Source organism: Bounagaea algeriensis (assembly GCF_054491375.1).
In genome coordinates this window covers 1477279-1499207 of sequence record NZ_CM137102.1, presented here as the reverse complement: position 1 = coordinate 1499207, position 21929 = coordinate 1477279, and the positions used below count along the sequence as shown (strand labels likewise).

Genomic DNA, 21929 nt, shown 5'->3' with positions numbered 1-21929 from the left:
GGTCCGGCTTTCCGTTCGCCCGGAACCGCACCACGAACGCGCGTGGCGGGCACCAGTGGAGAGCCACCTCACTCCCAGGGCACCTCGGGGCCTGCCACCTCGGTGGTGAACCGCTCCTGCCACCGGGTCAACTCCGCGTCGGTGACACCGCGTTCGCGCAGCCAGCCGGCCGCGCCGTCCGCGTAGGAGTCGAAACGCTCCAGCACCGTCTCGATCGCTTCGGTGGGGGTGGAGATCAGCTCCAGAACCGCCTCCTCGTCCACGCCGGGCGGCATTTCCGGGGCCGCATCCAACCGCTGCAGCACCCGGAGCATGTTCCGGTCGGTGCGCATGTAATCGGCGACGATCGCGTCGGAGCGCACACCCGCCGCGCTGAGCAGCATCGCCGTGCTCACACCGGTGCGGTCCTTGCCCGCGGCGCAGTGGATCAACACCGGCCCCTCGGTCTCGAGCACCAGGCGGAAGACCTCGACGAGCTTCTTCGGCGCGTCGTTGAGCATCCCCTCGTACAGCACGGTCAGCTCGTGCCGCGAGCCGTCATCACCTGCCACGGTGGGGCCTTCGTGCACGTCCTCGATCAGCGGCACGGAACGCACCGTGCAGCTCTCGGACAGCGGATGCGGTTTGCCGTTGAGCTCCGCGGGCTGCCGCAGATCCACCACCACCGAGGGCGGCCACTCCCCCACCGCGTCCGGCGTCTCGTCCCCCGCGTAAGGAGCATCCGCGCGGTAGAGCACGTTGTGGCGGGTCACCGCCCCGGACGCAGTGGGGATTCCGCCGACGTCCCGCAGGTTGACCAGACAGTTCATCTCTTCCCCGGTGTGTGACAACTCGCCTCCCTCGCCTGGATCCAGGCGTCGGACCCGGTTCGCTCGACATGCCGGGGCGGAGCACGACAGGCCGTGCCCGCCCCGCCTCGAGCTTCCCAGCCGCACCGCCGCGCCCGCCACTACTGCGGGCGCACGGCCCGCCACGGCCAGGCGCGCTGCCGGATCCGGTGGGGTCAGCCGCAGCGCCACCGGGGAAACGTCCGCCCCGGAGGGTGCTGGTCACCGCAGACAGCTGGTCACCGCAAGCAGCCGTTCATCGGGGCACGTGCACCTCGTCCTGCTGCAGCACGACGGTGCGCTCGCCCAGTGGTTCGGTCAGCGGCACCGCCACCGGCGGGTAGCGCAGGTCCATCGTGCAGTACGCCGGCGGTTCGGGGGTCTCTTCGACGAGTTTCACGGTCACGTGCTCGTCGTTCTGCTCGACCAGCTGGGCGTGCACCTCGCCGCACCCGCCTTCCTGGCCGGTGGCCACGAGGACGCGCCCCCGGTCCTGCGTCCACACCTGGACCGGATAGCCCTCGGGCAGCTGCGCATTGACGCGCGGAGGCCGCACCGGGCTGCGTTGTTCGACCGGTTTCGGTTCCGGATTCGCCGGCGGACGCGACGTCGGGGGCGGCTCCGGAGCCGGTGGAGGACCCCCGAAACCGACGTCGTTGGACTGCCCGCAGGCGGCCGTCGCGAACAGTGCCGCGGCGAGCGCGGCGATCATGCCGTGTCGTCTCATGCCCTCAGGACGGACGTGGCCGCCGCCGCGGTTGCCTGCGCACCGCCCGGCGTTCCCGAACACCGGCTGTTCCGAACACCGGCGTTCCCGGATTCCGGGAAGCGTGGCTGCAACCGTGCTCCGATGGTTGACTCGACGGGCGAGAGAAACTGCGGGGAGGAAGGAAACGACCATGTCCGCGACCGCCACGTCCGACTTGCGGTCAGCACCACGGCACGCTCCGGAGACGGAACGGCCGAGCCGCCCCCGATGGCTCCCCCTCGGCGTCGGCGGACTGGCCGCCGTCGCGCTGATCATCACCGCGGGGGCGGTGGCCGATGCCGAATCGGCCGTGCTGGCGGTCCTGGGACTGGCGCTGGGGCTGACGCTGTTCCACTCCCGGTTCGGCTTCACCTCGGCCTGGCGCCAACTGGTCTCCGTCGGCCAATCCTCCGGATTGCGCGCGCACCTGCTCATGCTCGGGGCGGCCTCGATCCTGTTCGCACCGGTCCTCGCCGGCGGCGTCGGACTCTTCGGCAACACGCCGGAAGGCAACGTCGAACCACTCGGCTGGGGCCTCGTCGTCGGCGCCGTGCTCTTCGGGATCGGCATGCAGCTCGGCGGCGCCTGCGCCTCCGGCACCCTGTTCACCGTCGGCGGCGGCAACACCCTGATCGTGGTGACCCTGTTCTTCTTCATCTGCGGATCGGTGCTCGGTGCCCTGCACATGCCCTGGTGGAGCGCCGACGCCCGCACGCTGGGCTCGTTCTCCCTGGCCACGGACACCGGCCTGGGCTACGGCGGGGCTGCGGCGCTGCAGGTGATCCTGTTCGCCGCGCTCGGCTACGCCGCCTGGCGCTGGACGCGGCGCCGCGGCGCACCGCCGGCCGGCCGCCCCTCCAGCTCTCGCGGCTGGTTGCGCATCATCCGCGGCTCGTGGCCGATGTGGGTGGGTGCACTGGCCCTCGCCGTGCTCAACGTGGTCGTCCTGCTCACCCGCGGCAGCCCGTGGGGGATCACCTCCGCGTTCGTCCTCTGGGGCTGCAAGGTGCTGCAGGCGCTCGGCGTGGACGTGGCCAGCTGGGGCTACTGGCAGGGGGAGAAGGCCTCGGCGCTGAGCGAACCGGTGCTGGCCGACTCCACCTCGGTGCTCAACTTCGGCATCATCATCGGCGCCCTGGTCGCCTCGGCCGCCTCCGGCGCGTTCGTCCTCGTCAAACGCCTGCCGGCGAAGGCGGTCTGCGCCGCTGTGCTGGGCGGGCTGCTCATGGGCTACGGCGCCCGCCTGGCCTACGGCTGCAACATCGGTGCCTACTTCTCCGGCATCGCCTCGTTCTCGCTGCACGGCTGGGCCTGGGCCCTGCTGGCGCTCGCAGGCACCTGGATCGGCCTGAAACTGCGTCCGCTGTTCGGTCTCGGCGTGCCCAAGCCGGCGGATTCAGCCTGCTGACGCGACCCGGGCGCCGGCCCACTCGCCCACCCACCGGGCGAGTTCGGCGCCGCCGCGGCGCGCCCACCTGAAGTGCCCCAGCTCGGAGACGCCCGCATCCCCGGTCGCGTAGTGCGCAACGGTGCGCGGTGCGTCGGCGGCCCGGTGCGCCAAGGCGGACACGGACCCCGGCGGAGCGAACCCGTCCCCGTCGATGCTGACGGCCAGGATCGGCTTGGCGAACGCCCGCATCGCGCTGTCGTCGTCCGCGGTCGCGCCGGTGAGCCGGTACCGGCCCGTACGTGCCTGCCGGGCCCAGTCGCGCATGACCGGCTCGGGTTGCCGACCACCGAAGCCGAACCGGTGGCCCGGCCAGTAGCCGATGCCCCGGGACACGCCGGCCACGAGCTGACTGCCCAGCAGCAGCGGCAGTCGCTGCGCCCGCGGGAAGCTGCGGAACCACACCGTGCCGGCGGCGATCAGCGCCACGCCCGCCACGTGGTCGGGCCGACGGCCGGCGTGCAACATGGCGAGGTGCCCGCCCAGGCTGTGACCGAGGTTGAACACCGACCTGCCCGGGAAGTGCTCGGCCACGAGCTCGTGGACCGCTTCCACGTCGGTGACCAGCTCCTCGTAGCCGAACCGGACGCCACGCCGCGGTGCGGGCGCGGCCTCCCCCTGGCCGCGCAGGTCGAACGTCACGACGGACACACCGCACGCGCGCAGTTCGGCGACGAACGGCGCGTAGTAGCCGGCGGGCACGCCCATCGCCGGCAGCAGCACGGCCACCGGGCCGGCACCGCCGGCGACATCCGCCCGCACGGTCAGGGTGTGGGCACCGGCCCGCAACGTGCCGAGCACCTGCCGATCATCGCGTGCGTCCATGCGCGCAACAATAACGGAACCGATCGGTTTCGCCGTCGTGCGGTGAGCGCCCCCACACCGGTGCACGCGGGCCGAACAGCCTGCCGACGCGCACGAGGCGGCCACCGTGCCCTCTCCCGGGCCGCAGGCGATCCGCGACGCAACAGCCTTCCCGCACGGCTCACCCGACCGTGACTCCGCACGCGCGAGCCAGCTCACCGCAAGCGCCGCGGCCCCGAATCCGGCTTCGCCGCCGAAGCCGCCAAGCCGGCCCGAGCACCGAGGACATCCACCCCCGCCGAGGACGCCAGCACCGGCTGCAACACGAGCTCCCGCACTTCCGGGAGGTCCTCGGCCAGCGTGGCCACCCGGTTGACCAGGTCCTCCAACGCGTCCGCATCCGCCGGAGCCGCACCGTGATAACCGGTCAACAGCGGCGCGGCGCGCGGCGCCCGGAGCAGCTCGGAGACGTCCTGATCGGACAGCGGAACGGCCCGGTAGGCGGTGTCCCCCAGCAGCTCACTGGCCACACCGGACAGCCCGAACGAGACGAGCGCGCCGAACGAGGGATCGTCCGAGAGGCCGACCACGCAGGACGTCGCCCGCTCGGCCATCCGCTGGACGTACACCTCCTCCCCCGCGGAATCCCCCTGCACTTCCGCGTAGGCGCGGCGCACCACCTCCGGGTCGCTCACATCGAGCCGCACGCCGACGAGATCGGAACGGTGACGCCCCCCTCCGCGCGCCGCTTTGACCGCCACCGGAAACCCCAGTTCCTCCGCGGCCGCCACCGCGGCCTCGGCGCTGCCGACGCGCCGGAACGGCACCACGCGGATGCCGTAGCAGTCCAGCAGTTCCACCACCCGCTCGTCCCCCAGCTGGTGCGGGGCGCCATCGGCCGCGCGCACCCACTGCTCGACCAGCTCACGCGCCCGTGCCCGATCCGTGCCGGAGGGGCGCACGAAATGCCCCTGCGGCTTCGCCCGCCACTGCGCGTACCGGTTGACCCGGGCCAGCGCGGCCACCGCACGCTCCGGACTCGGATACGACGGAACCGATCCCCGGCCGAAGGTGCCCTCGCTGCCGGGAACTGCCAGCTCGTCCGGGACGCCTTCGCCCGCCAGGAACGTCGTCACCACCGGTTTCGCCCCCAACGCTCCCGTGTCGTCGAGCACGCGCCGCAGCGCTCGGGCGTACTCCGCACCAGGCACCGCCACCGGGGGTGAGAACACGACCACCAGCGCATCAACGTCCTCGCGCAGCGCAGCTTCGCGCACCGCACCGGCGAACTCCTCCGGTCCTGCAGCAGCGCCCACGTCCACCGGCTCGCTCGCCAAGCGCAGGTCCTGGGCCCGCACCATGTCCGCCGCCAGCATGCCCAGCGCCGACGAATTGCCCACGACGGCCACCCGGTCGGATCGCGGCAGCGGCTGGTGCTCCAGCAGCAGGGCCACGTCGAACATCTCCGGCAGCGTCTCCACCCGGATGACACCGGAATGCTCGAACAGCGCCTGCACACCTGGTTCGTCGATGCGCGCCGAGGTCGCCGCCAGCCCGGCTCGCACCGCGTTGCGCCCGGACTTGACGGCCACCACGGGCTTGCTGCGCGCCAGCCTGCGCGCCAGGCGGGCGAACTTGCGCGGATTGCCGAACGACTCCAGATACAGCAGCACCACATCGGTGTCCGGGTCCGTCTGCCAGTACTGCAACAGATCATTACCGGACACGTCGGCCCGGTTTCCCGCGGAGACGAACGTCGACACCCCCAGACCGCGTTCGGTGGCCGCATCGAGGATCGCCACGCCCAGCGCACCCGACTGGCAGAAGAACCCGGTGCGCCCCCGCCCCGGCAGTCGCGGTGCGAGGCTCGCGTTGAGCCGCTGCGAAGGCGCCGTGTTGACCACGCCGAGCGCGTTCGGTCCCACCACGCGCATGCCGTGCACCCGGGCGGCGCGCACCATCTCGCGTTCCACCTCGCGGCCCTCCGCGCCGCGCTCGCCGAAGCCCGCGCTGAGGATGACCAGCGCTTTCACGCCTTTGGCCAAGCAGGCGTCCAACACCTCGGTGACCCCGGCGGCGGGGATGACGATCACCGCCAGGTCGACGTCGTCGGGAACGTCGAGCACCGAGGCGTAGGCGCGCACCCCGGACACGGCCCGGTGCTCGGGATGCACCGGGTAAACCGGTCCGGTGAACTCGGCCATGAGCAGGTTCGACAGCACCGCGTGACCGATCTTGTCCGGCTCGGCGGAAGCACCGATCACCGCCACCGAGCGCGGATGCAGCATGTTGTGCACGCTGCGGGCTTCCGCGGCCTGCTCGCGCTCGCGCGCGACGGCAACGGACTCCTCGGTGGGATCGATGTCGAATTCCAGGCGGACGACCCCTTCTTCGATCGCCCGGCTGATCTGGTAACCGGCGTCGCGGAAGACCCGCACCATCCCGCTGTTCTCGGCGAGCACTTCGGCGACGAACCGGCGCAGGCCGCTTTCGCGCGCAGCGGCCGCGAGGTGTTCCAGCAGGATCGACCCGATCCCCCGCCCCTGGTGGTCGTCGCGGACGACGAACGCCACCTCGGCCGAGTGCTCCTGCTCCAACTGGTCGTAGCGCCCCACGGCGACGATCTCGTCGCCGAGCACCACGACCAGGGCGACGCGCCGGTTGTAATCCACCAGCGTGAACCGGTCGACGTCGCGCCGCGGCATCCGCGGATACGGGCCGAAGTAGCGGTAGTAGCGGGTCCGCTCGCTCAGCTTCCCGTGCAGGGCCACGATCCGGTCGGCGTCAGCGGGGATGATCGGGCGCAGGTGCACCGTCCCGCCGTCGCTGAGGACGACGTCCGCCTCCCAGCGGCGCGGGTAGTCCTCCGGCAGCTCCTCCTGTTCAGCCCCCACCTGCTGCTGCGCGGCTTCTTCCACCTCGAACTCCTTCAGTCACGGACGTCCGCCGGGTCGAGACCGTGCAGCGGGAACACCACGCGCCGAGCGTCGCGGATCGCCGTGTCCACCGGTCGTTCCGTCACCCCGGACCACCGGTCGAACCGCGGGTCAGCGCCGTCCGTCAGGCTCGTCGGCACGGCACCGTCGGGCAGAGCCCGCGTGACGTGCGCGATCCAATCCGCCGGGATCGTGGTGCTCGGCGCCAGGTCCCGGTCCAACACTGTGGCCAACAGATGCGTCCAAGCACGGGGCACGACACGGACCAGCGAATACCCCCCACCTCCGAGCGCGAGCCACTTACCTCCCGCATACCGCTGGGACCAATCCCGCAGCGCCTGGTAGCAGGCCCGCTGGCCGTCCACCGACAGCGCCAGGTCAGCGAGCGGATCGTCCTCGTGCGCGTCCGCACCGCACTGGGTCACCAGCACCTGCGGCCCGAACGAGGACAGCAGCGAGGGCACCACCGCCGAGCAGGCGCGGAGCCAGTCGGCATCCCGCGTCCCAGGCGGCAGCGGAAGGTTCACCGCCGCCCCGTCAGCCGGTGGCCACCCGACCTCCTGGGAGTGGCCCGTGTGCGGCCACAGCGAATTCGGGTGCTGGTGCAGCGAGATCGTCAGCACGCGCGGGTCGTCGCGGAAGGCTTCCTGCACGCCGTCGCCGTGGTGCACGTCGACATCGAGGTAGGCGATCCGCTCGACCCCTTGTTCGAGCATCCGCGCGATCGCCGCGGCACCGTCGTTGTAGACGCAGAACCCCGAAGCCCGATCCCGCATCGCGTGGTGCAGTCCGCCCGCCAGGTTGACGGCGCGATCGGTCTGCCCCGACACGATGAGGTCCGCCGCCAGCGTCGAACCGCCGACGACCCGCGCGGAAGCCTCGTGCATGCCCTCGAAGATCGGGTTGTCCGCCGTTCCGAGGCCGTGCCCCACCGCAGAACCGGTGTCCGGGGCCGAACGCACCGCCTGCAGGTACTCGGCGCTGTGCACCCGCAGCAGATCCTCCTCGCCGGCGATGCCGGGACGGTGCGGTTCGACACCGTCGAGCAGGCCGAGTCCCCGCGCGAGCCGCATCGTCAGATCGAGCCGCACCGGGTGCAACGGGTGGTCCCCGCCGAGGTCGTAGTCGAGGAGCCCGTCGTCCCACACCACCGCTGATCGGTTGCCCATGTCGGCACGCTACCGCCCGAGCAGGACAGGACAAAGGGATCCGCGCAGCGGGCAACCTGCGACCTGCAGTGGAACAGCACGACCGGGTTACGCAGCCGAAACCCGGTGCGTGCGCACAACGCACGCTCTCGGCCTGCCCGGCCGCGGAAACCGGACGCAACTGCGCCTGCCCGGGACGAGCAGGGCCGGCCCCGGGACGAGCAGGATCAGCGCGGGTGCTCCGTGCCCGTGGCCACCGGGCGCTGCGCATCGGCGACCCATTCCGACCACGATCCGGGAAACAGAGCCGCCGGCCGGTCCGGTGCGGTCACCCCGGCCTGTTCGAGCGCCAGCACCACCGAGCACGCGGTCACCCCCGAGCCGCAGTAGGCACCTGGTACCTGCCCACTGCGCACACCGCGTTCAGCGAACCACTCGGCCAGCGACGCCGCGTCGCGCCAGCCTCCCGCCTCGTCGGTGAGCTCGCCGAACGGCGCGTTGACGGCGCCCGGAACGTGCCCCGCCCGCTGCTCGACCGGGTCGCTCTCCCCGCGGTAGCGTTCCGGGGTGCGCGCATCGAGCAGCGTGCCGTCCCGGGCGAGCCGCGCGGCCTCGTCGGCGTCGAGCACCGGCATGCCGCCGGGCTGGACGGTGAAATCCCCCGGTTCGGGCGCGGGCACCACCGTCGTGGTCGGCAGCCCCGCGCTCCGCCAGGCCGCGCAACCGCCGTCGAGCACCCGCACCGCGGCGTGCCCCGCCCACCGCAGCAGCCACCACGCGCGCGCCGCGGCCGAGCCGTTGTCGGCGTCGTAGACGACCACCGGCCGGGAGGTGCTCACCCCCGCCCGCCGCAACACGGCTTGCAGGTCCGCCGGTTCGGGCAGCGGGTGACGGCCGGTGCCCGCGCCGGGCGTACCGGACAACTCCGCGTCCAGGTCCACGAACACCGCGCCTGGCAGGTGCCCCGCCGCGTAGACTTCCCGGCCGGGCGGCCCGAACAGAGACCAACTCACGTCGAGCAGAGTCGGGCGCGGCTCGTGCTCGAGCGCGGACGTGAGATCATCGGGGCTGATGAGCGGATGCATGACGGCCCTTCGTGACTGACGAGGTCTGTCGGAATCCTGTAAGTCCACTGCCCAGCCACTGACGGCTTGTCGCGGAACCGGGCTAGCATCGGGGTTGGGACTGAATGGGGAGCCGACGTGAACGATCTCATCGATACCACTGAGATGTACCTGCGCACCATCTACGACCTCGAAGAGGAAGGGGTCGTGCCGCTGCGGGCGCGCATCGCCGAGCGTCTGGAGCAAAGCGGTCCGACGGTGAGCCAGACGGTGGCCAGGATGGAGCGGGACGGCCTGCTCACCGTAGCCGATGACCGCCATCTCGAGCTCACCGAAGAGGGGCGGGCGCGCGCGGTCAGCGTGATGCGCAAGCACCGTCTCGCCGAACGTCTCCTCATCGACGTCGTCGGCCTCGAATGGGAAGAGGTCCACAACGAAGCCTGCCGGTGGGAGCACGTGATGAGCGAGGCCGTGGAGCGCAAGCTCGTCAAGCTCCTCGGACATCCCGCCACCTCACCGTACGGAAACCCGATCCCGGGCCTCGAAGAGCTCGGTATCGAACGCGTGACGAATCCCGCCGACCGCGAACTGCAGCGCGTCGACGAGTTCGCCCGCGCCGGTGGCGGCAAGGCGACGGTCCGCCGCATCGCCGAGCACGTCCAACTCGAACCGGAGATCATGAGCCAGATCAAGCGGATCGGAGTCGTCCCCGGCAGCGAGGTGGAGATCATGCCGGTCGTCGGTGCCACGAAACCGATCGAGGTGCACGGCAACGACGGCTCCACCAAGCTGCCCGCCGGGATCGCGCACGCGGTGATGGTGTTGCCGAAGTGAACGCGCTCGGCTCCACCGCGGCCGCGGACACGAGCCCCGCGGAACGCGCGGTCCGCGTCTTCACCGACCACCACGGCAGCTCCCCGGAAGCGGTCTGGTCCGCACCCGGCCGCGTGAACCTCATCGGGGAGCACACCGACTACAACGACGGGTTCGTCCTCCCGTGCGCGCTTCCCCACCGCACCGCCGTCGCCGCCCGTGGACGTACCGACGGCGGTTTCAGCCTGGGCACGCTCGACGCCGATGGACACCTGCACACCGCCTCCCCATCTTCGCTCGACGCCTCCCCGCCTTCACTCGACGCCTCCCCGGCCGCGGACTGGACCGCCTACCCGCTCGGTGTCGCCCGGGCGCTGAGCGCCGCCGGCTACCCGAACACCGGAGCCGACCTGATCATCGCCGGTGATGTGCCGCACGGGGCCGGCCTGTCCTCCTCGCACGCGCTGGAGTGCGCGACCGCGCTGGCGTTGCTGGACCTGCTCGGACTCTCCCCCGGAGAACCGGGCGCACCGGGGATGGACGAGATCGCCGTTCTCGTCCAACGCGCCGAGAACGACTACGTGGGTGCTCCCACCGGGCTGCTCGACCAGACCGCGTCCCTGTGCTGCGTCGCGGACCACGCCCTGTTCTACGACGTGCGCACGGGCACGCGCGAGCACGTTCCGTTCGCCCCGCACGCGAACGAGCTGGAACTGCTCATCATCGACACCCGGGTGAGCCACTCGCACAGCGAATCCGCCTACGGGAAGCGCCGTGCGGGCTGCGAACGGGCGGCGGAGCTGCTGGGCGTGTCCGCGCTGCGCGATGTCGCGCCCGCCTCGCTGGAGGACACCTTCGCGGTGCTGCCCGCGGAACTGGGCCCGCTGGTGCGCCACGTGGTCACCGAGAACGAACGCGTCCACCGGACGGTCGAGCACCTGCGCGCGGGCGACTACGCCGCCCTGGGCCCCCTGCTCAACGCTTCGCACGAGAGCCTGCGCACGGACTACCAGGTGTCGTGCCCGGAACTCGACCTGGCCGTGGCGGCAGCCGTCGACGCCGGTGCGGTCGGTGCCCGGATGACCGGCGGCGGGTTCGGCGGCTCCGCCCTCGCGCTCGTGCCCGCCGACGCGCGCACCGATGTCGAACGAGCGGTGACGAATCGCTTCGACCAGCACGAATGGCGTCGGCCCCGGTTGTTCACCGCCGTGCCCGCAGCCGGTGCGGGCAAGGACGGCTGACCGCTCGGCCAGCGGTCCGGTGGCCGACAACGTCCCCCAGGAAAGGGAGAACGCAGGTGAAACTGCTCGTCACCGGTGGCGCCGGCTACATCGGGAGCGTGTGCGCCGCCCGGTTGCTCGAAGCGGGACACGAGGTCGTCGTCGTCGACGACCTGTCCACCGGGCACGCCGACGCCGTTCCGAACGACTGCCGATTCGTGCGCGGCGACATCGCCGAGTGCGCCGACGAGGTTCTCGCCGAAGGTTTCGACGGGGTGCTGCACTTCGCCGCCAAGTCGCTCGTCGGCGAATCCATGCAGGAACCGAACAAGTACTGGCAGGGCAACGTGGTGACCTCGCTGCGCCTGCTCGAAGCGGTCCGCGCACGTGGTGTACCACGTCTGGTGTTCTCCTCCACGGCCGCGACCTACGGCGAGCCCACCGAAGTACCCATCACCGAGAACGCGGCGACGAGGCCCACCAACACCTACGGAGCCACGAAACTCGCGATCGACCACGCGATCACCTCCTACGCCGCGCACGAACTCGGCGCCGTGAGCCTGCGCTACTTCAACGTGGCCGGCGCCCATGGCGGGTTCGGAGAGCGACACACGGTCGAGACGCACCTGATCCCGCTGATCCTGCAGGTTCCGCTGGGGCAACGCGAACACGTGCAGATCTTCGGCGAGGACTGGCCGACCCCCGACGGCACGTGCGTACGCGACTACATCCACGTCGTGGACCTGGCCGACGCGCACCTGCTGGCGTTGCAGCAGGCGACACCGGGAACCCACCACATCTACAACCTGGGCAACGGGACCGGGTTCTCGGTGCGCCAAGTCCTCGAAACGTGCCGGACGGTCACCGGGCACAGCATCCCCGCGCACGTGGCACCACGCCGCCCCGGCGACCCCGCAACCCTCGTGGCCTCCAGCGACGCCGCCCGCAACGAGCTCGGATGGCACCCGCGACGAGCCGAGTTGGATGTGATCGTGCGGGACGCCTGGCAGTTCGCCCAGCGAGGCCTGCCGACCTGAGTCCGTACGCCGGTGCTGAGATGTCGCCAATCGGCCGCCGGTGCTGATCATTCTGCACCGTCCTCTTCGAGACCGATCTGCGCATCCGCAGCGGAGTCCTCGGCGATGCGGCGCAGCTTGTCCGGCGGCAGGCCCGCGTTGATCGCCTGGCGCAACAGCAGCCCCAGCGTGTGCTCCGGTCGACAGTGCTCGATGCGTTCGAGCGCCACGCTCGCCAATGCGCCATCACCGCGCAAGTAGGCCGAGAAGGCCAGCAGTGCGGCCACATCGGCCACCTCCGGTTCGGGGGCTTTGCGGACGAGCGTGAGCCACAACTGCTCGGCCGCTGCGGCCTTCGGGCCGAGTGCCGTTCCCAGCACGAGATCGCGGACCTGCGACTGCGACACGGCGAGCAGCACCCGCAGCAGGTCCTCCTCAGTAAGCGCACCACCCTGGCCGGTGCGTTCGATGGCGCCGAAGACCGTGCGAACCTCCTCGCGCATCGGACGCTCGCCCATGTCCTCGTACTCGCGCAGCATCGTGTCCAGGCGGTCCGAACGCCACTGCCGGATCGCCGTGGATTCGGGAGCGACCAGATCGGCCAGCTCGTCCCGGTCCCGGAAGGCCACTACGCCAGCCGCGGTCATGGCGGCCGCCACGGAGGAACTGCGCACGTCCGGCAGCTCGCCCTGGCAGGCACTGTCGCGGAAGCAGCGCCACAGGGCGCCCGTGGTGACCTCCGGAGCCCACAGTCCGTGCACAAATCCCATGCCGGCTTGGTGCGCGGCCTGCTCGAGGCAGCCGATGAGTTCCGCGTGCGGTAGATCTGCGTGCTCGTCTCGCCCGGCATCGACGGAGAGCTGCTCGTTCGCCTCCGCGGCGGCCACGCACCCCGGCGAGCAGTGCGCGCGGCAACTGCGGGGCCGGCGCGCCCCGATGACGATCGCGAGCAGCGCGTCCGTGCGCTGGGCGGCCAGCGGTCCGTCGAACAGGTACCGCACGGCCTCGGCGTGGCGGGTCACGCACGGCAGGTCCATGCGCAGAGCCGAACCGAGGGAACTGTCCCCCTCCTCACCGCGGAGGGTGAGCACGACCAGCGAGTCCACGGGCGTGAAGCCGACCAGGTGCGGCAGCGCGGCGAGCAGTTCTTCCGGGCGGGATACCGATACCGAAATGTTCAGCGGTGTCGTCGTCATGTCTTCACGATGGAAAACAGTGCGACTGAACGAAAGGACGCAATCGCAAACTGTGGACAGATAAGGCCCTTGTGGACAGACCCGCCAGAAGCAGGCGTCGCCTCACTCGAGGGTGCGTCACTCGTTCAGGGTCTGCAGCCTGCACCGACGTTCGCATTGCTCACCGCCGCGCACGAACGCCGTGGCGCACCGTGCGGTGCACGCGCCGCGCTCCGCCGCGGTGGTGGAGGCCGCGGCGGTGGAGGCCGTGCCAGTGGAGACCGCGGCGGCGGAGGTCGGCCGCGGCGGCGGAGACCGCGGCGGTGGATGTAGCCGACACGCCGAGGCATCGGCCGCAGCCACCGCGAGATAAGGTCGCCGCGAAACCCGACCGCGGAGCGAACCCGCCCAAGGAGCGGACCCCGACCAAGGAGCGGACTATGCCCCACCCCGCCGCACTGACCTCAACAGGACTCATCGGCGGTTTCGCCGTTGCGCAGAAGGCCGGTCACCGCTATGCGGGCGGAAGCATCGCTGCCGCCGCCGGTTTGGGCGCGATGGAACTGTGCCGACGCCGACGCGGGCTCACCTCGGCCCTCGTGCTCGGCACGACTTACGCCGCATCCCTCGCCGGCTCGCACCCGCTGGCGAAGAAGCTCGGCGCGTGGCCCTCGGTGTGCGCCGCCACCGCGGCGACCGCGGTGGCAGGCCACGTGCTGTCCCGGCCACGACGCACGTGACTGGCTCACCGGACAGGCCCGGGACAACCGCGAAGAAGGGGAGCCGCCCCGGTGGGCGACTCCCCTTCCTGCACAGCTTCCCGCGCCGGAAGTTCACCGGCCGGTGCGGCGAGTCCGATCAACTGCAGCCGGACGTCGAACCGCAGCCCTCGCAGACGTAGCAGGATCCGGACGGACGCATCTTCGTTCCGCAGGTCATGCACAGTGGAGCGTCCGCGGCCTTGCCGAGCTGCAATTCCAGCAGGTCCGTGGAACTGCCGACCGACCGGTCACTCGAATCCTGCGCGTCCCCCTCCCCGGACTCCCGGGAGTTCAGGCCTGCGCTCCGCTTGTCGTAATCGACCGTGGACCGCAGGGTGTCCAGGTCGACCTCGCCCTCCGCGGGCTCCGCCGACTCCTCGCCGTTGACCTGAGCCTCTCGCTCGGCGATCGTGAAAATGCCGAGCTGCGCCCGCTTCTCGTACGACAGGTAGTCCAGCGCCAGGCGCCTGAACAGGTAGTCGAGCACGCTGCTCGCCATGCGCACATCCGGGTCGTCGGTCATCCCCGCCGGTTCGAAGCGCAGGTTCTGGAACTTCGAAACGTAGAACTCCAGCGGAATGCCGTACTGCAACCCGACGGAGATGGACATCGAGAAGGCGTCCATGACACCGGCCAGCGTCGAACCCTGCTTGCCGAGCTTGACGAAGATCTCACCGAGCCCGTCATCCGGGTACTCACCGGCGTGCAGGTATCCCTCGGCACCGCCGACGGTGAACGACACCGTCTGGCTCGGCCGCTTCTTCGGCAGCCGCTTGCGGACCGGGCGGTACTCGATCTGCTTCTCGACGGTCTTCTCCTCGGAAGCCTTCTCGCTCTTGCCGGCCGAGAGGGGCTGGCCCACCTTGCAGTTGTCCCGGTAGATCGCGAGCGCCTTGAGGCCGAGCTTCCAGCCCTCGAAGTACAGCTGCTCCACATCCTCGACGGACGCCTCCTCCGGCATGTTCACCGTCTTGGAGATGGCACCGGACAGGAACGGTTGCACCGCGGCCATCATGCGCACGTGCCCCATCGGAGCGATCGAGCGCTTGCCCATGGCGCAGTCGAACACCTCGTAGTGCTCCGGTCGCAGGCCGGGCGCGTCCACGACGTGGCCGTACTCGGCGATGTACTCGACGATCGCCTCGATCTGCTCGTCCTGGTAGCCGAGCGCGCGCAGCGCCCGCGAAACCGTCTGGTTGACGATCTGCATCGAGCCGCCACCGACGAGCTTCTTGAACTTCACCAACGCGAGATCCGGCTCGACCCCGGTGGTGTCGCAGTCCATCATCAGCCCGATCGTGCCGGTCGGCGCGAGCACGGAGGCCTGGGCGTTGCGCCACCCGTTGCGGGAACCGATCTCGAGCCCGTCCTGCCAGACCCTCGTCGCGAGCTTGTGCACCGAGGCGTCGTTGTGGTGATAGGTCCGCACCAGGTCGTTGGCGGCGGCGTGCTTGCGCATGACCCGCTGGTGCGCCTCGGCGTTGCGGCTGTAGCCCTCGAACGGGCCGACCGCACCCGCCAACTCCGCGGACCGCTTGTAGGCCGTTCCGGTCATCAGCGAGGTGACGGACGCGGCGAGCGCGCGACCACCGTCGGAATCGTAGGCGTGGCCGGTGGCCATCAGCAGGGCGCCGAGATTGGCGTAGCCGATGCCCAGCTGCCGGAACTTCCGCGTGGTGTCCCCGATGGCTTCGGTCGGGAAGTCCGCGAAGCTGATCGAAATGTCCATCGCGGTGACGACGAGCTCGACGGTCTTCTGGAACAGCTCCGCGTCGAACGTCAGGTCCTCGCGCAGGAACTTCATCAGGTTCAGCGACGCGAGGTTGCAGCTCGAGTTGTCCAGGTGCATGTACTCCGAGCACGGGTTGGACGCCGTGATCCGCCCGGTCTCGGGAGCGGTGTGCCAGTCGTTGATCGTGTCGTCGTACTGCAGGCCGGGATCGGCGCACTCCCACGCGGCGTGCGCCATCCCGCGGAACAGGTCTCGCGCTCGGACCGACTCGATGACGTCACCGCTGGTGCGGGCACGCAGTCCGAACCGGCCGTCGCTTTCCACCGCACGCATGAACTCGTCGGAGACGCGGACGGAGTTGTTCGCGTTCTGGTACTGCACCGACCAGGAGTCGTTCCCGCCGAGGTCCATGTCGAAGCCGGAGTCACGCAGGGCGCGGATCTTGTGCTCCTCGCGCGACTTCGTCTCGATGAACTCGGCGACGTCGGGGTGGTCGACGTCCAGGACGATCATCTTGGCCGCCCGCCGGGTGGCCCCGCCGGACTTGATGGTGCCGGCCGAGGCGTCCGCACCGCGCATGAACGACACCGGCCCGGAGGCCGTACCGCCGGAGGAGAGCAGTTCCTGCGACGAGCGGATGCGGGAGAGGTTCAGCCCGGCTCCGGAACCGCCCTTGAAGATCAGGCCCTCTTCCTTGTACCAGTCGAGGATCGACTCCATCGTGTCGTCGACCGACAGGATGAAGCACGCCGAGACCTGCTGCTTCGACGTGGTTCCCACGTTGAACCACACCGGCGAGTTGAAGCTGAACACCTGGTTCAGCAGCATCCAGGTCAGTTCGTGCTCGAAGACCTCGGCGTCCTCGTCGGTGGCGAAGTAGCCGTGCTCCATGCCGGAGGCCACGTAGGTCTTGACCACCCGGTCGATGAGCTGTTTGAGGCTGTTCTCCCGCTCCTCCGAGCCGGCGGCCCCGCGGAAGTACTTGCTGGTGACGATGTTGACCGCGTTCACCGACCAGAAGTCGGGGAACTCCACCCCCCGTTGTTCGAAGTTGACCGAACCGTCCCGCCAGTTGGTCATCACCACGTCACGGCGCTCCCAGGTCACCTCGTCGTAGGGATGCACCCCCTCCGTGGTGTAGACGCGCTGCACCCGGATGCCCTTGTCCCGGGCATCTGTGTCCGGTTCCCCCGCTGTACCGGCCGGGCTACCAACGGTCTCCGTCATGACCTGACCCTCTTCCTTGTCGCTCGCTCGTCGTGCATTTCCCCGTCCGGTCACGCCGTCCGGTTCGGTCGTGTCACGCGCGGCTGCGCCGCGCGCTGCTTGGTCGGAAGTCCGCCGCTGGGACGTGCGTCGCCGGGACCTACCCACGACCGCGCTCCTCCCCGCCCACCTCGGCGGCGGGCGCATCGCTGCGCACGGTCCGCAGGTCGGCGATCTCCTCGTCGAAGTCCTCGACAGAGGAGAAGTTGCGGTAGACGCTGGCGAACCGGAGGTAGGCGACCTCGTCGAGGTCGCGCAACGGCCCCAGGATCGCCAGGCCGATCTCGTGGCTGGGCAGCTCGGCCACACCCAGCGACCGCACCTGCTCCTCCACCTGGTGGGCCAGCTGCTGCAGGGCGTCCTCGGCGACCGGACGCCCCTGGCAGGCGCGGCGCACGCCGCGAACCACCTTCTCCCGGCTGAAGGGCTCGGTGACACCGGAACGCTTCACCACCGAGAGAACAGGTTCCTCGATGGTGGTGAAGCGGCGACCGCACGTCGAGCACGAACGTCGACGGCGGGTCGCCTGCCCTTCGTCGACCTCGCGCGAGTCAACCACCCGCGAGTCCTCGCAACGACAGAACGGACACCGCACCGGTAATGCACCCCCTGCCCAGCACCAACCGCGCGAACCGCCGGACGCGCTTCGCACCGCTGGACCGAGAAAACTTAATGAACCCAAGCTGTTGATTAACTACATGGGCGTAACTACTAGATGTTGTGGTCGACTCTAGACAGCTTTCCGGGTGGACGCAAACCGACACGCGCGGTCCGCACCACCCGTCGAATCGATCTTCGCGCCCCGCGGCGACATGCGTTGCCGACGAGCCGCGAAGCGCGAGCCGAACCCTGTCGCACCCCGCGCGCAACCCCTGCGCACACGCCCGGAAAATCCGATCGCGAGCTGACTCACCGCACCGAGACGACTTCAGCCCGCCCCGCGGAGTGCAGCGCCGCCGTCCCCGAACAACCCCAGCAGGACGACGGCGAGGGCGACGAACACCAACACAGCACCCAGCACCGGCCACTCACCCCTGTTGCTGCAGCCGCCCCGACGAGCGCCCCGACGAGCCGCGGAGGGACCGGACGGCTCCTCGGCGCGCGAACATCGCGCCGGCCCGGACCGGCCGCACGTTCCCCGTGCACCCACCTTCTCATCCGACCCGGCGGCGCCGATCAAGCCGTCCCAGCGCCTCCGACGCCTCTTGAGCGCCTCCGTGCACCCCCGGGCGGACACCACTTCCGAGGAACGCTCGCGCACCACAGCACTCCTTTCGCACGCCACAGCTCCTCCTTCCGCACACCACAGCGCTGGCCCGCCACCGGAGGCATCCAGCGGGCGAACCCTGGCGGGTACACCTCGACGCCGCCGAACACTGCATTGACCGGAGCTTCCCGGGACCATCCGAAGCGGACCCGGCACAGGCGCGACCGGATCGAAAGGACGCCCCGATCGGGAAGAGCGCCCGGACGGGAAGCACCAATCGAAAATTCGTTCGATCGAACCTGCGTGCGATTCTGCACCAAGACGCCGTGCAGCGCGAGCACCAGGCACCGAAATTCGCTCGAACAGGTGTTTTGATGCGCCGTGAACATGCGTCTACTGTGGAAACCGCAGAGCATGGGAATGTGGAGCCACAGGAAACGCTCGACCAGCGGACGCGGCTACCGCACGTGACCGGGCTGTCCGCGGGACCGGGCTACCCACGTGACCCGGCCGCACCGCGTGAACAGGAGGCAGTGGTGACAAGCGACATGGTGAGCGCTCTTCCCGACCGCACGGAGGGCACGCGCGAGGAGGCCCGCGAGGAAGCCGAAGCGCAGGTCGAGCTGCCGACGGTCCCGGAACAGACCGACCCGGAGCAGGCCGACTCCGAGGAGGACCTGAGCGAGCGTCAGCGCAAGGTGCTCGAAGCCATCCGGGATTGGATGCGCGAGCACGGCTACCCGCCGAGCGTGCGCGAGATCGGCACTGCGGTGGGCCTGACCTCGACCTCGTCGGTGGCCTACCAGCTCCGCGTCCTGGAGCGGAAGGGTTACCTGCGCAAGGACCCGCACCGCCCGCGCACCGTGGGCGTGCTCGTCGGCGGCGACACCGAATCCGCGTGGGCCGCGCAGGCCAACCCGGCGTACGTACCGCTCGTGGGCCGCATCGCCGCCGGGGGGCCGATCCTGGCGGAAGAAGCCATCGAGGACGTCTACCCGATGCCGAAGGAGATCGTCGGCGACGGGACGCTGTTCCTGCTGCGCGTCGTTGGGGACTCGATGGTCGACCTGGCCATCACCGATGGCGACTGGGTGGCCGTGCGCCAACAGCCGGAGGCCGAGAACGGCGACGTCGTAGCCGCGATGATCGAGGGCGAGGCCACGGTGAAGACCTTCAAGCGGTCAGCGGACCACGTCTGGCTCGTGCCGCACAGCTCGAGCTACGAACCGATCCTCGGCGACGAGGCGACCATCCTCGGCAAGGTCGTCGCTGTCATGCGCCGGCTCTGAACCACGTCAACCCTGCCCGCTGCACGCCGCCCGCAGGAGGCGTGCGCCCTGCGGCCGCGCCGTTGCCACCGCGGGTGCTCTCATGAGGACGCGTGCGCGAATTCGCGCAGCGCATCGGCGAGTTCCGGCCGCACCTTCACCCGCATCCGGGTGCCATCCGGCGTGTGCTCCTCATCGATGACCGAGCCTTCCGAGTAGGCCCGGGAGACGAGCTCCCCCCGGTGGTACGGCACGAGCGCGTCCACGAACACCTCGGGCCGCGGCAGCCGCGAGGCGATCTCCTCGCGCACCTCGGCGATGCCGGAACCGTCCTGCGCGGAGACGAACATCGCCTCCGGCAGCAGCTGGCGAAGCTCCGCGATGCGCGTGTCGTCGACCGCGTCGGTCTTGTTGACCACCAGCAGTTCGGGAGGCACCGGAACACCCTGTTCCTGGGCGATGTCGCCGATCACCTCGCGCACCGCCGCGACCTGTGCTCCCGGCTCCGTTTCCGAACCGTCGACGACGTGCACGAGCAGGTCCGCACCTGTGACCTCCTCCAAGGTCGAGCGGAACGCCTCGACCAGTTGGTGCGGCAGGTGCTGCACGAAGCCCACGGTGTCGGTCAGCGTGAACGGATATCCGTCCGGGGTCGCCGCGCGGCGCACCGTCGTGTCCAGCGTCGCGAACAGCTCGTCCTCGACGAGCAGGCCCGCCCCGGTCAGCGCGTTCAACAGGCTCGACTTGCCCGCATTGGTGTAGCCCGCGACAGCCACGCTGGGCACGGCGTTGGCGTTGCGCCGACTGCGCTTGGTCTCGCGGACCTTGCGCATCTCCTCCAACTCCTTGCGGAGTTTGGTCATGCGCTTGTGCACGCGCCGCCGGTCGGTTTCGAGTTTCGTCTCACCGGGACCGCGGGTGCCCACGCCCCCGTTGCCGCCGCCCGCGCGGCCGCCGGCCTGGCGCGACATCTTGTCACCCCACCCCCGCAGCCGGGGCAGGAAGTACTGCAGCTGGGCGAGTTCGACCTGCGCCTTGCCTTCCCGGGAACGAGCGTGCTGCGCGAAGATGTCCAGGATCAACGCGGTCCGGTCGATGACCTTGACCTTGATCTTCTCCTCGAGCCGGCGCAGCTGTCCGGGAGCGAGCTCACCATCGCAGATCACCGTGTCGGCCCCCGTTGCGAGGACCGCCTCGCGGAGCTCCTCGACCTTGCCCGCGCCGATGAACGTGCCGGGGTCGGGCCGATTGCGTCGTTGGACGAACCCTTCGAGCACTTCCGAACCGGCCGTCCTGGCCAGGCGGGAGAGCTCCGCCAACGAAGCTTCGGCGTGCACGGCGTCCCCGTTCGTCCACACCCCGACGAGCACCACGCGCTCGAGACGCAGGCGCCGGTACTCGGCCTCGCTGACGTCGGTCAACTCGGTGGACAACCCGGTCACGCGCGTGAACGAGGCACGCTCGGCCCGGTCGAGCTCACCCGCGGACGGAGTCTCGGCGGGGAGGAGTCCTTCGTTCCCGTCGGCCTCGGCCGCGGGGCCGGAAGCACCGGTGTGCTCGAGGTCGGCGGTGTGCTCGAGGTCGGCGGAGGGCGCAGAATTTCTCATATCACCGCCCATTGTTCCACGCCCGGCCACCGAATTTCACCGTTGCGGAGCGGCGGACCACAGTGCCGGCGTGACGCGCCCCTCGGCGACGAGCACCGCTGACCCCGTGAGCACGGCTGCCTCGGCGGTGACGGTGACGCGCACCGTGCCACCGGGCACGTGGACGGTTCGCTCGCCGGCCCCCTCCCCGTCGGCGTGCAGCGCGGCGACGGTCGCGGCGACCGTGCCGGTGCCGCAGGACCGGGTCTCACCCACGCCTCGTTCGTACACCCGCATCCGGATCTCCTCGGTGCTGATGCGCTCCACGAACTCCACGTTCACGCCGCGCGGGAAGACGCCGGGGTCGTACTCCGGCCCGGTACTCAGGTCGAGGGTGCTCACCCAGTCGTCCAGTACGCAGGCCAGGTGCGGGTTCCCGACGTCGATGGCCAGCCCCGGGCAGGTGACGGCGCCGAGCGTGGCCGCCGAGCGGTCGAAGACCTTGGCCAGACCCATGTCCACCGACACCCGGCCGTCGTCGTGCACGACCACCGGACGCATGCCGGCGCGGGTCCCCACGCTGATCTCACCGGGGGCGGCGTAGCCGGCGGTGACGAGGTATCTCGCGAACACCCGCACGCCGTTGCCGCACATTTCCGCCAGCGATCCGTCGGCGTTGCGGTAATCCATGAACCACGAGTGCCCGCCGACGTCCTGCGGAGCGTCGGCCACCTCGCTCGCCCGGACCACGCGAAGCACGCCGTCCGCCCCTATCCCGGAGCGGCGGTCGCACAACGCGCGGACGCGCTGCTCGGTGAGGTCCAGCTCGTCGTCCGGGTCCGGAAGCAGCACGAAGTCGTTCTCCGTGCCGTGCCCCTTCACGAACGCGGGGCCCTGTTGTGACTGCACAC

17 protein-coding genes are annotated in these 21929 nt (G+C 70.4%); 6 read left to right on the top strand and 11 right to left on the bottom strand.

The window, feature by feature from the left end:
• Positions 1-68: 68 nt before the first annotated feature.
• Both ACVGV2_RS06820 and ACVGV2_RS06815 read right to left on the bottom strand, forming a co-directional pair.
• Complete coding sequence (locus ACVGV2_RS06820) at positions 69-830, bottom strand: tyrosine-protein phosphatase (RefSeq protein ID WP_459165197.1); 762 nt, start codon at positions 828-830, stop codon at positions 69-71.
• A gap of 253 nt (positions 831-1083) precedes the next feature.
• Positions 1084-1554, bottom strand: a complete 471-nt coding sequence (locus ACVGV2_RS06815) for a hypothetical protein (RefSeq protein ID WP_459165196.1) — start codon at positions 1552-1554, stop codon at positions 1084-1086.
• A 172-nt stretch (positions 1555-1726) separates the two neighbouring features.
• On the opposite strand from ACVGV2_RS06815, the gene ACVGV2_RS06810 reads away from it, so the two are divergent.
• Positions 1727-2983, top strand: coding sequence for a YeeE/YedE family protein (locus tag ACVGV2_RS06810; protein ID WP_459165195.1), 1257 nt, complete (start codon positions 1727-1729; stop codon positions 2981-2983).
• On the opposite strand, the gene ACVGV2_RS06805 is transcribed toward ACVGV2_RS06810, so the two are convergent.
• From ACVGV2_RS06805 to ACVGV2_RS06790, 4 genes are all read right to left on the bottom strand, one after another.
• Entirely contained in the window at positions 2972-3847 is an 876-nt protein-coding gene (locus ACVGV2_RS06805; protein ID WP_459165194.1) for an alpha/beta hydrolase family protein, read from the bottom strand. The genes ACVGV2_RS06810 and ACVGV2_RS06805 overlap by 12 nt on opposite strands.
• Positions 3848-4041: 194 nt before the next feature.
• Positions 4042-6744, bottom strand: coding sequence for a bifunctional acetate--CoA ligase family protein/GNAT family N-acetyltransferase (locus tag ACVGV2_RS06800; protein WP_459165193.1), 2703 nt, complete (start codon positions 6742-6744; stop codon positions 4042-4044).
• A gap of 11 nt (positions 6745-6755) precedes the next feature.
• Entirely contained in the window at positions 6756-7931 is a 1176-nt protein-coding gene (locus ACVGV2_RS06795) for an acetoin utilization protein AcuC (protein ID WP_459165192.1), read from the bottom strand.
• 206 nt (positions 7932-8137) lie between these two features.
• Positions 8138-8995 carry a sulfurtransferase gene (locus ACVGV2_RS06790; RefSeq protein ID WP_459165191.1) on the bottom strand — a complete coding sequence of 286 codons (858 nt, stop codon included), beginning with the start codon at positions 8993-8995 and terminating at the stop codon, positions 8138-8140.
• A 117-nt stretch (positions 8996-9112) separates the two neighbouring features.
• On the opposite strand from ACVGV2_RS06790, the gene ACVGV2_RS06785 reads away from it, so the two are divergent.
• From ACVGV2_RS06785 to galE, 3 genes are read left to right on the top strand one after another with little or no spacing between them, the layout of a single operon-like run.
• Positions 9113-9808 carry a metal-dependent transcriptional regulator gene (locus ACVGV2_RS06785; protein ID WP_459165190.1) on the top strand — a complete coding sequence of 232 codons (696 nt, stop codon included), beginning with the start codon at positions 9113-9115 and terminating at the stop codon, positions 9806-9808.
• Positions 9805-11028: a galactokinase gene (gene galK / locus ACVGV2_RS06780; RefSeq protein WP_459165189.1), complete on the top strand. Its 1224-nt coding sequence runs from the start codon at positions 9805-9807 to the stop codon at positions 11026-11028. Before ACVGV2_RS06785 ends, galK begins: the two co-directional genes overlap by 4 nt.
• A gap of 56 nt (positions 11029-11084) precedes the next feature.
• Positions 11085-12044 (top strand): UDP-glucose 4-epimerase GalE, encoded by a 960-nt coding sequence (gene galE, locus ACVGV2_RS06775; protein ID WP_459165188.1) that lies wholly within the window; start codon positions 11085-11087, stop codon positions 12042-12044.
• A 47-nt stretch (positions 12045-12091) separates the two neighbouring features.
• On the opposite strand, the gene ACVGV2_RS06770 is transcribed toward galE, so the two are convergent.
• On the bottom strand, positions 12092-13219 hold the full coding sequence (locus tag ACVGV2_RS06770; RefSeq protein WP_459165187.1) for a DUF4192 domain-containing protein: 1128 nt from the start codon (positions 13217-13219) through the stop codon (positions 12092-12094).
• A 419-nt stretch (positions 13220-13638) separates the two neighbouring features.
• Here ACVGV2_RS06770 and ACVGV2_RS06765 point away from each other — a divergent pair, with 419 nt between their 5' ends.
• On the top strand, positions 13639-13938 hold the full coding sequence (locus ACVGV2_RS06765; protein ID WP_459165186.1) for a hypothetical protein: 300 nt from the start codon (positions 13639-13641) through the stop codon (positions 13936-13938).
• Positions 13939-14056: 118 nt separating this feature from the next.
• Here ACVGV2_RS06765 and ACVGV2_RS06760 read toward each other — a convergent pair whose 3' ends face one another.
• A complete protein-coding gene (locus tag ACVGV2_RS06760; RefSeq protein ID WP_459165185.1) occupies positions 14057-16918 on the bottom strand; it encodes a vitamin B12-dependent ribonucleotide reductase in 2862 nt (953 codons plus the stop codon).
• 139 nt (positions 16919-17057) lie between these two features.
• The gene (nrdR, locus tag ACVGV2_RS06755; protein WP_459165184.1) at positions 17058-17552 is read right to left on the bottom strand and encodes a transcriptional regulator NrdR; all 495 of its coding nucleotides are present in this window, start codon (positions 17550-17552) and stop codon (positions 17058-17060) included.
• Between the two features lie 1160 nt (positions 17553-18712).
• Here nrdR and lexA point away from each other — a divergent pair.
• Positions 18713-19453 (top strand): transcriptional repressor LexA, encoded by a 741-nt coding sequence (lexA, locus tag ACVGV2_RS06750; RefSeq protein ID WP_459165902.1) that lies wholly within the window; start codon positions 18713-18715, stop codon positions 19451-19453.
• Positions 19454-19533: 80 nt separating this feature from the next.
• On the opposite strand, the gene hflX is transcribed toward lexA, so the two are convergent.
• A complete protein-coding gene (hflX, locus tag ACVGV2_RS06745; RefSeq protein ID WP_459165183.1) occupies positions 19534-21039 on the bottom strand; it encodes a GTPase HflX in 1506 nt (501 codons plus the stop codon).
• Positions 21040-21075: 36 nt separating this feature from the next.
• Positions 21076-21927 carry a diaminopimelate epimerase gene (gene dapF / locus ACVGV2_RS06740; protein WP_459165182.1) on the bottom strand — a complete coding sequence of 284 codons (852 nt, stop codon included), beginning with the start codon at positions 21925-21927 and terminating at the stop codon, positions 21076-21078.
• Between the last annotated feature and the right edge of the window lie 2 nt (positions 21928-21929).